Here is a 13031-nt window from a genome sequence, read left to right on the forward strand (position 1 = left end):
GCCCATTCACGGCTGAATCGACTGGAGCACCTGCTCGACCGCGAGCGAGGCCGTGGTCGTCTCGGTGGTCCGCAGGTTCGCCACGGGCGCGTCGTCGGTCATGCCGAACGAGACGAGCACGCGCGCGCCGAGCTTCACCGCCTTGTCGTAGCGCTTGCGGGCGCTGCCGCTGGCGACGATCTCGACGTCGAGGCCCTGATAGCGCAGGCCCGACATGACCTTGAGCGCGTAGGACAGCGCCGCATCGTCCTCGACCGCCAGTGCGACGGTAAGCTGTGCCGTCGGCACCGCCCCGGCATCGGCGACCAGCATCGAGAGCCGCTCGATTCCCGCCGCCCAGCCGACTGCCGGAGTGACGGGGCCGCCAAGGCTCTCCATCAGCCCGTCATAGCGTCCGCCACCCAGCACCGTGCCCTGCGCGCCGAGGCGCGAGGTGACGAACTCGAACGCGGTGTGGCGATAGTAGTCCAGCCCGCGCACCAGCGTCGGCGCGCGCTCGTAGGCGACGCCAGCGGCATCGAGCCCGGCGGTGACGGCGCCGAAGAAGTCCTGCGCCTCGCCCGAAAGGAAGGTGTCGATCTTGGGCGCATCGGCGACGAAGGCCTTGTCGCGCGCGTCCTTGGAATCGAGGATACGCAGTGGGTTGCGCTCCAGCCGGTCCTGCGAATCTTCGGAAAGCTCGGTCTTGTGGGCACGGAAGTACTCGACCAGCGCTGCACGCCACGCCTCGCGGCTGGCGACATCGCCCAGCGTGTTGAGCTGGAGCGTCACGCCGTCCGAGATAGCCAGTTCCTTGAGCAGGTGATCGGCCATCACCAGCAGTTCGACATCGGCGAGCGGCTCGGCGGCGCCCAGCACTTCGGCGTCGATCTGGTGGAACTGGCGATAGCGGCCCTTCTGCGGGCGCTCGTAGCGGAACAGCGGGCCGTGCGTCGCGACCTTGAGCGGGGCGTACTGCTTCCAGCCGTCGGTGAGCCAGGCGCGGGCGATCCCGGCGGTGAATTCGGGGCGCAGGGTCAGCGATTCGCCGCCGCGATCCTCGAACGAATACATTTCCTTGGAGACGACATCGGTGGTCTCGCCGATCGAGCGCGAGAACACTTCGGTCTTCTCGAAGACCGGCATCTCGACGCGGCGGAAACGGTAGAGCTTGCGGACGCGCTCGAAGGTCTCGACGACATGCGCGAAGCTGTCCGCATCGGCGCCGAAGATGTCCTGGGTTCCGCGAATGGCCTGGGGCGTGGTGTTCATGGTTCGCGCGCTTAGCGGGAATGTGCCGTCAGGGAAAGTGGCGGGCGTATGCGCTCGCACGGTGTTTCCGCAGCCTTTCGGGGTGTCGCAAGTGCCGGTTCGCCCGTCGCGAGGGGCTTGCATGGTCCGGCGCATAAAAGCGAAATTGGATGGTTGCTCCTGTTGCGATGCTCGGCAATAACCTGCGCCCATGCTGAAACATATCGCGCTCGCAACCTCGCTCTCTGTTCTCGCGCTTTCCACCGCTGCGGTGGCGCAGGACGATCCCACCCGTTCGAAGCCGATGGCACCCGCGCTGCCGGAGCCGGTTCCCGTCGCCAAGGACGTGCCCTATGCCGGTACGATCGGCCTGGACATTGATGCCACCGACCTCGATCGCGGTCTCTACCATGTGACAGAGACGATCCCGGTCGCCGCAGGCACCGGCGAGATCGTGCTGCTGGAGCCGAGCTGGCTGCCGGGCCATCACTCGCCCACGAACCCGGTCGCGCTGTTCTCGGACATCCACTTCCAGGTCGATGGCAAGGACGTGCCGTGGGTGCGCGATACCGTTTCGGTGAACGCTTTCCATGTGAAGCTGCCTGCCGGTGCCACCGCCGTCACCGTCAAGTTCGTCCACACCTCGCCGCTGACCAGCCGTGAGGGCCGCATCACGATGACGCAGGAAATGCTCAACCTGCAGTGGGACAAGATGAGCATGTACCCGGCGGGCTATTATACCCGCGGGATCACTTTCAAGCCGACCGTCAAGTTCCCCACCGGCTGGACCGTTTACACCGCGCTCGACGGTTTCGCGCGCACCGGCGACACGGTGACCTGGAGCCCGATCGACTACGAGCGTCTGGTCGATTCGCCGATCTTCGCAGGCAAGTACGCCAAGAGCTTCGATCTGGGCCACGGCGTGAAGATGAACGCCGTCGCCGACGAGGCGAAGGATCTCGAAATCTCGCCCGAGAACATGCAGAAGTATCGCAACCTGTCGAACGAGGCGGTCAGCCTGTTCGGTGCGCGTCACTTCGACCACTACGACTTCCTGCTCGGCCTGACCGACGAGATGGGCGGCATCGGGCTTGAGCATCACCGCTCCAGCGAGAACCAGATGGAGCCCAAGGCCTGGACCGATTGGGACAAGATGGACTGGGATCACAACGTGATCGCGCACGAGTTCACCCATAGCTGGGACGGTAAGTTCCGCCGCGGTTTCGACCTGTGGACGCCGGACTACCAGCAGCCGATGCAGGACAGCCTGCTGTGGGTCTACGAAGGCCAGACCCAGTTCTGGGGCTATATCCTGGCCGCGCGTTCGGGCGTGCAGAGCAAGCAGACCGTGCTCGACATGTGGGCCTCGGCCGCCGCGCTCTATTCCGAGGGCGAGCCGGGCCGCGCGTGGCGCTCGGTGGTGGATACCACCAACGATCCGATCATCGCCCAGCGCGCGCCGCATCCGTATCGCTCGCTGGAACGCTCGGAAGACTACTATGTCGAGGGCGCGCTCACCTGGCTGGAAGCGGACCAGATCATCCGCGCCGGCACCAAGGGCAAGAAGGGCCTCGACGATTTCGCCAAGGCCTTCTTCGGCGTGCGCGATGGCGACTGGGGCGAGCTGACCTACAACTTCGACGACGTGGTCAAGACCCTGAACGGCGTCTACGCCTATGACTGGGCGACCTTCCTGCACAACCACATCTACGAGCCGAACCAACCCGCCCCGATCAAGGGCATCGAGATGGCCGGGTACAAGCTGGTGTGGAAGGACAAGCCCAATTCCTACCAGAAGGGCGCGAACGACTATCGTCATTCGATCGACCTGACCTATTCGCTGGGTATGGCCGTGGGCAAGGACGGCACCATCAGTTCGGCACTGTGGAACGGTCCGGCGTTCAAGGCGGGCCTCGTCAACGGCGTGCAGATCATCGCGGTGAACGGCAAGGCCTATAGCGGCGACGTGCTGGAAGACGCGGTGACGGCGGCCAAGGGCGGCTCCACGCCGATCCAGCTGCTGATCAAGCGCGAGGATGCCTATACCACGGTGCCGGTCGCCTATTACGGTGGTCTGCGCTATCCGTGGCTGGAAAGCACCACGCCCGGCAAGGAAAACGGTTTCGACCGTCTGCTGGCCGCGCACGCCAAGTAATACCTGTTCGTGTTGCACTGCGATCCGGGCCCGGATCGCGGACGGCACGAGACGTTTCGGGGGTGGGACGGTCTTCGTTCCACCCCTTATTACTATGTTGCGATGCAGGTGCAGCACGGCTAAGCCCGGCCGGTTCAAATTCTTTCACGCTTTTACGTAAATCAACTTACGTGATGCGGCGCATCAAATGAGGTTTCACATGCGTATCGACATGATCCCCGTCGGCAAGAACCCGCCGGAGAGCCTGAACGTCATCATCGAGGTTCCCGCCGGTGGCGAACCCGTCAAGTACGAGTTCGACAAGGCTTCGGGCGCGCTGTTCGTCGACCGTATCCTGCACACGCCGATGCGTTACCCCGCGAACTACGGCTTCGTGCCGCACACGCTCTCGCCCGATGGCGATCCGCTCGACGCGCTGGTCGTTGCCCGCTCGCCCTTCGTTCCGGGCAGCGTCGTGCGCGTGCGCCCGATCGCAGTGCTGAACCTGGAAGACGAGCACGGCGGCGACGAGAAGCTGGTCTGCGTGCCCGACACATCGACGTTTCCGTACTACAGCGACGTCAAGGAAAAGGACGATCTGCCCGAGATCGTCTTCGCCCAGATCGAGCACTTCTTCACCCACTACAAGGATCTGGAGAAGGAAAAGTGGGTCCGCGTCGGCACCTGGGGCGATGCCGCAGAAGCCCGCAAGATCGTCGTCGAGGCGATCGAGCGCTACGAAGCGGATGCCAAGACGGAAGCCTGATCGCTTCTGTCAGCGCTGGAATACCAAAGGCCCGGTGGAGCGATCCGCCGGGCCTTTTGCTTTGGGGGGAAGAGAATATTGCTGCTCTTCAGTGTTTTATAGCCGACTTTGAGTCCCCCAAGCTCGGCCTGTCATGAGATTACAGCGATAGGGAATGCCGGTGAGGATTTGTCACGGGATGATGGCCTGCCGCTCGAAGCTTCTCAATCAAAGCGAATGATCCATCTCGCTTCGCGTATGTTAGTTCGTCGTCTGTTATGCCGGTGAAGCCAATTAAGATGACCTCGCCAGACGGCAGCGAGAAACCTTGAGGACCATCTTCCCTTTCGACAAGCACTAGGTTCCTTACCTCGCAGCTTGGCTCACCGTTAAGCGGTGCACGTAATGGAATGCGATCGTGTAATGATAGACGGTCGCCCCCGGGGAATCGGCCAGCTCCGAGAAGCAGGTCAAAGGCAAGCATGTGCTGCAAAGTTTGGATTGCCCAGTCGCCTTGCTCTGAAACCGCAAAGGTGAACTCTACTCCCGCGCCTGACTCGCCCTCAGGATTGTATTCGCACGGCTGCTGTTCCCACGGATTTGAGTAACCGGATGTGACATAAAGCCATGATTGACGCGCGGCGGTGGGAGCAAATTCGAAAACGCCGTGGAACAGCCAACGGGGATCTACGTCATCCTGACCAAAGCGAGTTTTGAACAGTTTTTGGGTCAGGGGGAAAATGCCACGGCTGACAGGACCGAACAGGGTTGGATAAACCTCCTCCTCACGATACTTCCATACGTCTTCAAGGCTCACCGAAGTCACTCCGCTTTCCAGTATATTAGTGGAATGTCTGGCATCGGTGCCATGAACTCAAGAGCTGCCCAGTCGTTTCCCGCCCATCTGTCGTCTCTCACCCCGCGCTGATGCCCATGCACAGGTACTTGATCTCCATATAGTCCTCCAGCCCGTGGCGGGAGCCTTCGCGACCGAGGCCCGATTGCTTGACGCCGCCGAACGGGGCGACTTCGGTAGAGATGAGGCCGGTGTTGATGCCGACCATGCCCGCCTCCAGCGCTTCGGCCACGCGCCACACGCGGCTGAGGTCGCGCGCGTAGAAATAGCTGGCGAGGCCGAACTCGGTGTCGTTCGCCAGCCGGACGCCCTCGGCCTCCTCGGTGAAGCGGATCAGGCCTGCCAGCGGGCCGAAGGTCTCCTCGCGCGCGAGCTTCATCTGCGGGGTTACGTCGCTGACGACGGTGGGCGTGAAGTAGCTGCCGCCCAGCGGACTGCGCGTCCCGCCCGCCAGCACCTTGGCGCCGCCGGAGGTCGCATCGGCAAGGTGTTCCTCCACCTTTTCGACTGCCTTGGCGTCGATCAGCGGGCCGATCTCGCTGCCCTGCTCCAGCGCGTAGCCGACCTTGAGCGCCTTCACCCGCGCGGCCAGCTTCCGGGCGAACTCGTCGTAGACGCCGTCCTGCACGTAGAACCGGTTGGTGCACACGCAGGTCTGCCCGGCATTGCGGAACTTAGAGATCATCGCGCCTTCGACGGCGGCGTCCACATCGGCATCGTCGAACACCAGGAACGGCGCGTTGCCGCCCAGTTCCATCGAGCATTTCTTGATCGTCTGGGCAGATTGGGCGAGTAATTCCCGGCCGATCTCGGTCGACCCGGTGAAGGTGATCTTGGCGACCTTGGGGTTGCCGGTCAGTTCCCCGCCGATCGCGCCTGCGCTGCCGGTAACGACATTGACGACGCCCGCTGGAATCCCAGCCTCCTCGCACAGCGCGGCGATGGCGAGCGCGGAGAAGGGCGTTGCCGAGGCGGGCTTGATGACGATGGTGCAGCCTGCCGCCAGCGCGGGACCGAGCTTGCGCGCGATCATCGCATTGGGGAAATTCCACGGCGTGATCGCGCCGACCACGCCCACGCCCTGTCGCAGCGTGACGATACGCCGGTCTGCGGCATGACCGGGGATCACCTCGCCATAGGCGCGCTTGCCCTCTTCGGCGAACCATTCGATGAAGCTGGCGCCATAGGCGATCTCGCCCTTGCCTTCGGCCAGCGGCTTGCCCTGTTCGCGACTGAGCAACTCGCCCAGATCGTCCTGCGCGGCGATCATCAGGTCGAACAGGCGGCGCATCAGCTTCGCGCGTTCGCCCGCCGTCTTCGCGCGCCAGCCGGGGAGGGCGGCCTCGGCGGCATCGATGGCGCGGCGGGTTTCCTCGGCGCCCATCTTCGGGACGGTGCCGATCACGTCGCCGCTGCCGGGATCGGTGACGTCGAGCGTGGCGCCGCCGTCCGCATCGCACCACGCACCGTCAATGTAGCCCTGTTGGCGCAGGTAGCGGGTATAGGCCATCTCGGTCATCCTTCTCGTTTCTTTTCGCGGCTGTCAGGCCCTATCTGGGGCCGGTCTGCACAGGGGCAAGCCTTTGGCTGACCGGCACGCGGAGAGTCGTGACCTTTGCTGGAACTTCAGCGGGGTAACGCACGGGGCCTTGGCAAGTGCCCTGCAAAGTGCTTACCTTGCTGGATAACAAGCCGTCACGGTAAAGACATGAATGGGAAGAGGGTCTTGCTGAAAGTTGCCCTTCAGAAGAGTGGCCGCGTATGAGTGCGCCGGTCATCCCCACGCGCTACGACCCCGCCTCGCCCGAGGCGCTGGCGCGCGCCGCACACAATCGCGCGCTGGCGCAGGACTTGCGTGACAAAGTGGCCAAAGTCGCGCTCGGAGGCAGCGAAGGGGCCCGCCAGCGCCATGTCGCGCGCGGCAAACTGCTGCCGCGCCAGCGGGTGGAGCGGCTGCTCGATGCCGGATCGCCGTTTCTGGAGATCGCGCAACTCGCTGCGGGCGGCCTCTATGACGACGAAGTGCCCGGCGCCGGGGTGATCGGCGGGATCGGGCGCGTCTCGGGCCGAACCTGCATGATCCTCGCCAACGATGCGACGGTGAAGGGCGGCACCTACTTCCCGATGACGGTGAAGAAGCACCTGCGCGCGCAGGCCATCGCGCAGGAAAACCGTCTGCCGTGCCTCTATCTCGTCGATTCGGGCGGCGCGAATCTGCCGCATCAGGCCGAGGTGTTCCCGGATCGCGATCACTTCGGGCGGATTTTCTTCAACCAGGCGCAGATGAGCGCACAGGGCATTCCCCAGATCGCCTGCGTCATGGGCAGTTGCACGGCGGGCGGGGCTTACGTGCCGGCAATGAGCGACGAGACGGTGATCGTGCGCGAGCAGGGCACGATCTTTCTGGCGGGGCCGCCGCTGGTGAAAGCCGCGACCGGTGAGGAGATCAGCGCCGAGGATCTGGGCGGCGGCGATCTCCATGCGCGCAAGTCCGGTGTCGCCGATCACCTTGCCGAGAACGATGCCCATGCGATCAGCATCTTGCGCGATATCGCCAGCCATCTGCCGCCCGATCCTGCGCCGGCGGTGGAAAGCATCCCGGCGCGCGAGCCGCTCTACCCGGCGGATGACCTCTACGGCCTGATCCCCGAGGACGTGCGCGCGCCCTACGATGTGCGCGAGGTGATCGCCCGGCTGGTTGATGGCTCGCAATTCCACGAGTTCAAGGCGCTGTACGGTGCGACGCTGGTCTGCGGCTTTGCGCATATCCACGGGCGCCCGGTGGCGATCCTGGCGAACAACGGCGTGCTGTTTTCCGAGAGCGCCACCAAGGGCGCGCATTTCATCGAGCTGGCCTGCCAGCGCCGGGTGCCGCTGCTGTTCCTGCAGAACGTCTCGGGCTTCATGGTCGGCGGGAAATACGAGGCCGAGGGGATCGCCCGGCACGGCGCCAAGCTGGTCACAGCAGTGGCGACCGCGAGCGTGCCCAAGATTACCTTGGTGATCGGCGGCAGCTTCGGCGCGGGCAACTATGGCATGTGCGGGCGGGCTTACGATCCGCGCTTCATGTTCACCTGGCCCAATGCGCGGATTTCGGTGATGGGCGGCGAGCAGGCGGCCTCGGTCCTCGCCACTGTCCACCGCGATGCCGAGAACTGGACGCCTGCCGAAGCCGAAGCGTTCAAGGCGCCGATCCGCGCGAAGTACGAAACCGAGGGCAGCCCGTACTACGCGACGGCGCGGCTTTGGGATGACGGCGTGATCGATCCGGTGCAGAGCCGCGATGTGCTCGGCCTCGCGCTCGCCACCTGCCTGCGCGCGCCGGTGCCCGAACACCCCCGCTTCGGCCTGTTCAGGATGTGACTTCGATGACTGCTACGCCTCACGATACCCTTTTCGTCCTCGATACCGACTGGGCCGATCCGGAATTTGCCTCACCCGAAACAGGACGCGATCGCCGCTTCTACTGCAAGGACTGCGTGACGGTGGAGGGCCTGCTGGCACTGTTCCCCGAGCGGGCAGCGAATATCGAGGTGGTGCGCGTTGGCTGGCCGCGCCCGCGCGCGGCGGTGGTCGAGCGCTTGGGCGAGGCGAACCAGAACCTGCCTGCGCTGGCCTTTGCCGAGGGCGGCTTTGCCAACGATATCGAGGCGGTGCTGAAGGCGCTGCACACCCGGCACCATTTCCCGGAACGCCATCCATGATATCCAGCCTTCTTCCCACGCTGCTTATCGCCAATCGCGGCGAGATTGCCTGCCGGGTGATCCGCACCGCGCGACGCCTCGGCATCCGCACGGTGGCGGTCTATTCCGATGCCGACGCGCAGAGCCTGCATGTGCGCGAGGCGGACATGGCGCTGCGCATCGGTCCGGCACCGGTGCGCGAATCGTACCTGAACGTTGCGGCGATTCTGGCGGCGGCGAAAGAGAGTGGGACCACGGCGATCCATCCGGGCTACGGGTTCCTTTCGGAGAATGCCGATTTCGCCCGCGCCGTCACGGCGGCAGGGCTGGTCTGGGTGGGCGCGCCGCCCCACGCGATCGAGGCGATGGGTCTGAAGGACGAAGCCAAGCGCCGCATGGCCGAAGCCGGGGTGCCGGTGACGCCGGGCTACGCCGGAGAGGGCCAGAGCGAGGCACGCTTGGCGCAAGCGGCGGCAGAGGTCGGCTATCCGGTGCTGATCAAGGCGGTGGCAGGCGGCGGCGGCAAGGGCATGCGCCGCGTCGATGCAGCGGAGGACTTTGCGCAAGCGCTGGTCTCGTGCCGCCGCGAGGCCGCTGCCGCCTTCGGCAACGACAAGGTACTGATCGAGAAATACGTCGCCAGCCCGCGCCATATCGAGGTGCAGGTCTTCGGCGATACGCAGGGTAATGTGGTCCACCTGTTCGAGCGGGACTGCTCGCTCCAGCGCCGCCACCAGAAGGTGATCGAGGAAGCCCCGGCTCCCGGCATGGACGCGGCCACGCGCGAGGCGCTCTGCGCAGCGGCGGTGCGCGCGGCCAAGGCGGTCGACTATGTCGGCGCGGGCACCATCGAGTTTATCGCCGATGGCTCCGAAGGCCTGCGCGCGGATCGCATCTGGTTTATGGAAATGAACACCCGGCTTCAGGTGGAGCACCCGGTGACAGAGGCGATCACCGGCGTCGATCTGGTCGAATGGCAGCTGCGCGTTGCGGCGGGAGAGGCGCTGCCGAAGAAGCAGGAGCAACTCTCCATCAACGGCTGGGCGATGGAAGCGCGGCTCTACGCCGAAGATCCGGTGCGCGGGTTTCTTCCCGCTACCGGGCGGCTGGAAGCCCTCGATTTCGGGGAGGATCTGCGCGTCGAAACGGGGGTAGAGGAAGGCGATACAGTCTCGCCGTTCTATGACCCGATGATCGCCAAGCTGATCGCATGGGGTGAGGATCGCGAGGCAGCGCGGGCGGCATTGCGCGATGGCGTGGCCGAGACAGTGGTCTGGCCGGTGCGCAACAACGCAGGCTTCCTCGTCCGGGTGCTGGACCACGCCGATTTCCGTGGAGGGACGGTAGATACCGGTCTGTTGACGCGCGAGGGGGAAAGTCTGTGCGTGCCGGGGCGCCCTTCCGATGAAGCTCTGTCCGTCGCAGCCGCAGCACTGCTTCCGCCGGGGCCGCTGGCCGGATTTCGCCTCAACGCACCGAAAGCCGACAAGGCGCTGTTCCTGCTGGAAGGCGAGCCTGTCGAAATCACGGCACAGGGCGATGGCGAAGCGACGCTCGACGCCGTGCTGTTGAGCGAGGAGGGCTACACATGGCGCCTGTCGCCCTGGCGCCATGATGCGAGTGGCGCCGCCTCTGCGGGATCGGGCGCAGTGCTGGCGCCGATGCCGGGCAAGGTCGTTGCCGTCGCGGTCGAAGCGGGGCAAGGCGTCGTGGCGGGGCAGGCCCTGCTGACGCTGGAGGCGATGAAGATGGAACATGTCCTGACGGCCCCGTTCGACGGAACGGTCGAGGAACTGACGGTCACGGTGGGCGCGCAGGTGCAGGTCGAGGCGCTGCTTGCGCGGGTGGCTCCGGCATGAGCGCTCTGGGCATGAGCGAGCTTGTCATGCGGGCTGCGCGCGAGGCGGACCTTCCCGGCATCGTCGCGATGCTCTCCGAAGACCAGATGGCCAGCCATCGCGAGGCACCGGAACTGCCGCTCGACGCTGCCTATCTCGATGCCTTCCGCGTGCTCGATGCCGCGCCCGACCAGATGCTGGCAGTGGCCGAGATCGACGGGCGGCTGGTCGGCACGATGCAGATCAGCTTCCTGCCGGGCCTTGCCATGCGTGGCGCCTGGCGTGGCCAGATCGAGGCGGTGCGAATCGATTCGAGCGTGCGGGGGCAGGGGCTCGGCTCCCGCATGATCGAATGGGCGGTGGAGCGCTGCCGCGAGCGCGGGTGCCTGTTGGTGCAGCTCACCTCGAACCTGGCGCGCACCGATGCCCACCGTTTCTACGAGAAGATGGGGTGGGAAAAGAGCCACGCCGGTTTCAAGCTGATGCTGGCCTGAGGAAAGAAGGGGAGCGGGGCGATGGCAGGTCGGTATTTCGACGAGTGGCAGGTGGGCGACCGCGTGGTCCATGCGCCCTCGCGGACCGTCACCGAGACGGACAACCTGCTGATCTCCTCGCTCACCCATAACCTCCAGCCGCTTCATCTGGATGCTGAGGCGGCAGGCGCCAGCGAGTTCGGGCGCATCCTCGTCAATTCGTGCTTCACCTTCAGTCTGGCGGTGGGGCTGTCGGTGGCGGACACGACGCTGGGCACGCTGGTGGCTAATCTGGGCTTCGACGAAGTGCGCACGCCCGCGCCGGTTTTCGTTGGCGATACGCTGACCTGTTCGAGCGAGGTGGTCAGCCTGCGCCCCTCGAAATCGCGGCCCGGTCAGGGAATCGTGGTGTTCCGGCATGAGATGACGAACCAGAACGGCATCTGCGTGCTTTTCTGCCTGCGCTCTGTCCTCCTCAAGGCGCACGGTTGAGCGATGAAATTATGGTAATGAACGATTTGTTGACGATGATTCCCTAAGGGTCGGCGCAGGATCAGGGACGGGGCCAGCCCAAATGCATGTCGATGCCAAAACCATGATGCTGCTGACGGACGCCATCGCGTTCGTTGCAGCGGTGTTCCTGATACTGGAATGGCGCGTATTGCGTGAGCGCTTTCTCCTTGAATTTTCTCTGGGTTTTTCCTGCATCGCGGTGGGTTGCACGATCGCGCCGATGCGAGAAGGTGTCTCGTTCCTGGTCGGTATCTGGTTCGCCAACACCATGGTCCCGCTGGCGCATTATTTCTTTCTGCGCGGCGCGGCTTCGTTCGCTTCACGTCCGATCTCGCGCTTATGGCTGACAATGCTGTGGCTCTGTGCGGCCGGACTTCTGCTCGTTCCGGCATCGGATTATCGCGATCAGGTCTATTCGCTCGTCAATGCCGGGCTCGTCTCGATCTTCTGTCTGGCCGCAGCCCGGCTGCTCCTGACACCGGCTGCGAATCGCGAGCGCCGCATGCTGGGCGCTACCTTGGCGGCTCACGGCGGGTTCTATGCGATCAAGGCCGTGTGCGCCTTTGTGCCGGGCGCTTTTGTCGATCTGGCGCGTTATCAGGGCGTTATGGTGACTCTTTCGCTGTTCGAAGGGGTGTTCGTTGCGGTCGCACTGGCCATGTCGATCGCTGGCGTGCTGCGACAGCGCCGCGAATCGCAGGCGATGGAACTGGCGGAGATCGATTCGCTGACCGGCCTGTTCAACCGTAGAGGTTTCCGTCTCAGGGCAAGTCTGGCCTTGCGTCGGGAAGGCGGCTGCGGCGCGCTTTTGATTCTCGATGTCGATCATTTCAAATCGATCAACGATCGCTTCGGGCACCTTGCCGGAGACCAGCATCTGGCCCGTCTTGGTGGTTTCCTGCGCCGCCGCGCGCCCGTTGGCGCTATCGTTGCCCGGCTGGGAGGCGATGAATTTGCGATGCTCGTACCGGGAATGGACGAGATCGAGGCGGCGCGTTTCGCCCGCGAGCTGTGCGAAGGCTTTGTCGCCCACACTGAATCCGGCAATAGCGGTACGCTGAGCATCGGCTGTGCGGCTTATGATGAGAAGGTGGAGATTGATCGGTTGCTGCGCGATGCCGATGTCAGTCTCTATCAGGCCAAGCGTAACGGCCGTAATCAATCATGGTCGAACGGCGAGAGCGATATGCCGTCCGAAACCGTCGTGTCTTTCGCGGCTATCGCCTGAGAGACGACGCAGAAAACGTGTTTCGTCGACTGGGATCGCACCTGCGTCGATCCAGACTGGGTATTTTCGGCGCTGTGCGGGAAGCGGCTGTGTCACTTGGAAAAATGGTGGGCGATGACGGGCTCGAACCGCCGACCCTCTCGGTGTAAACGAGATGCTCTACCAACTGAGCTAATCGCCCGGAGCCTGTGAAGGCAAACCGTGAGGTCGGGCTATTGGTGGAATTCTTCGCTGTCGTCAATGCCTCCCGGCGCATCAATCTTCATTGTGGTTCCGCACAGGTTCGGTGCGCGAGCCGAGTTATCAAGGCTGAGGGAATAGGCTACAAGCG

11 protein-coding genes and 1 tRNA gene are annotated in these 13031 nt (G+C 64.4%); 8 read left to right on the plus strand and 4 right to left on the minus strand.

Features of this window, described 5'->3' with window-relative positions:
• Positions 1–6 precede the first annotated feature (6 nt).
• Positions 7–1251 (minus strand): histidine--tRNA ligase, encoded by a 1245-nt coding sequence (gene hisS / locus AC3EC3_RS10420; RefSeq protein ID WP_488489548.1) that lies wholly within the window; start codon positions 1249–1251, stop codon positions 7–9.
• Positions 1252–1441: 190 nt separating this feature from the next.
• On the opposite strand from hisS, the gene AC3EC3_RS10425 reads away from it, so the two are divergent.
• Both AC3EC3_RS10425 and ppa read left to right on the plus strand, forming a co-directional pair.
• Complete coding sequence (locus AC3EC3_RS10425) at positions 1442–3385, plus strand: M61 family metallopeptidase (protein WP_488489549.1); 1944 nt, start codon at positions 1442–1444, stop codon at positions 3383–3385.
• 199 nt (positions 3386–3584) lie between these two features.
• On the plus strand, positions 3585–4130 hold the full coding sequence (ppa, locus tag AC3EC3_RS10430) for an inorganic diphosphatase (protein ID WP_488489550.1): 546 nt from the start codon (positions 3585–3587) through the stop codon (positions 4128–4130).
• A 139-nt stretch (positions 4131–4269) separates the two neighbouring features.
• Here the strand turns inward: ppa and AC3EC3_RS10435 are convergent, their stop codons facing one another.
• Together AC3EC3_RS10435 and AC3EC3_RS10440 are read right to left on the minus strand one after the other, a co-directional pair.
• On the minus strand, positions 4270–4926 hold the full coding sequence (locus AC3EC3_RS10435; protein ID WP_488489551.1) for a suppressor of fused domain protein: 657 nt from the start codon (positions 4924–4926) through the stop codon (positions 4270–4272).
• A gap of 97 nt (positions 4927–5023) precedes the next feature.
• A complete protein-coding gene (locus AC3EC3_RS10440) occupies positions 5024–6475 on the minus strand; it encodes an NAD-dependent succinate-semialdehyde dehydrogenase (RefSeq protein ID WP_488489552.1) in 1452 nt (483 codons plus the stop codon).
• 251 nt (positions 6476–6726) lie between these two features.
• Between AC3EC3_RS10440 and AC3EC3_RS10445 the strand changes: the two genes are divergently transcribed.
• The 6 genes from AC3EC3_RS10445 to AC3EC3_RS10470 all read left to right on the plus strand — a co-directional run bounded on the left by AC3EC3_RS10445 (position 6727) and on the right by AC3EC3_RS10470 (position 12700).
• Positions 6727–8328 carry a carboxyl transferase domain-containing protein gene (locus AC3EC3_RS10445; protein ID WP_488489553.1) on the plus strand — a complete coding sequence of 534 codons (1602 nt, stop codon included), beginning with the start codon at positions 6727–6729 and terminating at the stop codon, positions 8326–8328.
• A gap of 5 nt (positions 8329–8333) precedes the next feature.
• The gene (locus tag AC3EC3_RS10450; RefSeq protein WP_488489554.1) at positions 8334–8669 is read left to right on the plus strand and encodes a DUF3088 family protein; all 336 of its coding nucleotides are present in this window, start codon (positions 8334–8336) and stop codon (positions 8667–8669) included.
• Positions 8666–10507, plus strand: coding sequence for an acetyl/propionyl/methylcrotonyl-CoA carboxylase subunit alpha (locus AC3EC3_RS10455; RefSeq protein ID WP_488489555.1), 1842 nt, complete (start codon positions 8666–8668; stop codon positions 10505–10507). The genes AC3EC3_RS10450 and AC3EC3_RS10455 overlap by 4 nt, the downstream gene beginning before the upstream one ends.
• The gene (locus AC3EC3_RS10460) at positions 10504–10980 is read left to right on the plus strand and encodes a GNAT family N-acetyltransferase (RefSeq protein WP_488489556.1); all 477 of its coding nucleotides are present in this window, start codon (positions 10504–10506) and stop codon (positions 10978–10980) included. Before AC3EC3_RS10455 ends, AC3EC3_RS10460 begins: the two co-directional genes overlap by 4 nt.
• Before the next feature lie 21 nt (positions 10981–11001).
• Positions 11002–11451: a MaoC family dehydratase gene (locus AC3EC3_RS10465; RefSeq protein ID WP_488489557.1), complete on the plus strand. Its 450-nt coding sequence runs from the start codon at positions 11002–11004 to the stop codon at positions 11449–11451.
• 103 nt (positions 11452–11554) lie between these two features.
• A complete protein-coding gene (locus tag AC3EC3_RS10470) occupies positions 11555–12700 on the plus strand; it encodes a GGDEF domain-containing protein (RefSeq protein WP_488489558.1) in 1146 nt (381 codons plus the stop codon).
• A gap of 105 nt (positions 12701–12805) precedes the next feature.
• On the opposite strand, the gene AC3EC3_RS10475 is transcribed toward AC3EC3_RS10470, so the two are convergent.
• Positions 12806–12881: transfer RNA gene (locus AC3EC3_RS10475), tRNA-Val, on the minus strand.
• Positions 12882–13031 lie beyond the last annotated feature (150 nt).

This window comes from Novosphingobium sp. BAM6, from assembly GCF_057784955.1.

Excerpts from the sequence above, each read along its gene's own strand:
- hisS (WP_488489548.1), bottom strand. The coding sequence starts at position 1,251 with ATGAACACCACGCCCCAGGCCATTCGCGGAACCCAGGACATCTTCGGC.
- AC3EC3_RS10425 (WP_488489549.1), top strand. The coding sequence starts at position 1,442 with ATGCTGAAACATATCGCGCTCGCAACCTCGCTCTCTGTTCTCGCGCTT.
- ppa (WP_488489550.1), top strand. The coding sequence starts at position 3,585 with ATGCGTATCGACATGATCCCCGTCGGCAAGAACCCGCCGGAGAGCCTG.
- AC3EC3_RS10440 (WP_488489552.1), bottom strand. The coding sequence starts at position 6,475 with ATGGCCTATACCCGCTACCTGCGCCAACAGGGCTACATTGACGGTGCG.
- AC3EC3_RS10445 (WP_488489553.1), top strand. The coding sequence starts at position 6,727 with ATGAGTGCGCCGGTCATCCCCACGCGCTACGACCCCGCCTCGCCCGAG.
- AC3EC3_RS10450 (WP_488489554.1), top strand. The coding sequence starts at position 8,334 with ATGACTGCTACGCCTCACGATACCCTTTTCGTCCTCGATACCGACTGG.
- AC3EC3_RS10455 (WP_488489555.1), top strand. The coding sequence starts at position 8,666 with ATGATATCCAGCCTTCTTCCCACGCTGCTTATCGCCAATCGCGGCGAG.
- AC3EC3_RS10460 (WP_488489556.1), top strand. The coding sequence starts at position 10,504 with ATGAGCGCTCTGGGCATGAGCGAGCTTGTCATGCGGGCTGCGCGCGAG.
- AC3EC3_RS10465 (WP_488489557.1), top strand. The coding sequence starts at position 11,002 with ATGGCAGGTCGGTATTTCGACGAGTGGCAGGTGGGCGACCGCGTGGTC.
- AC3EC3_RS10470 (WP_488489558.1), top strand. The coding sequence starts at position 11,555 with ATGATGCTGCTGACGGACGCCATCGCGTTCGTTGCAGCGGTGTTCCTG.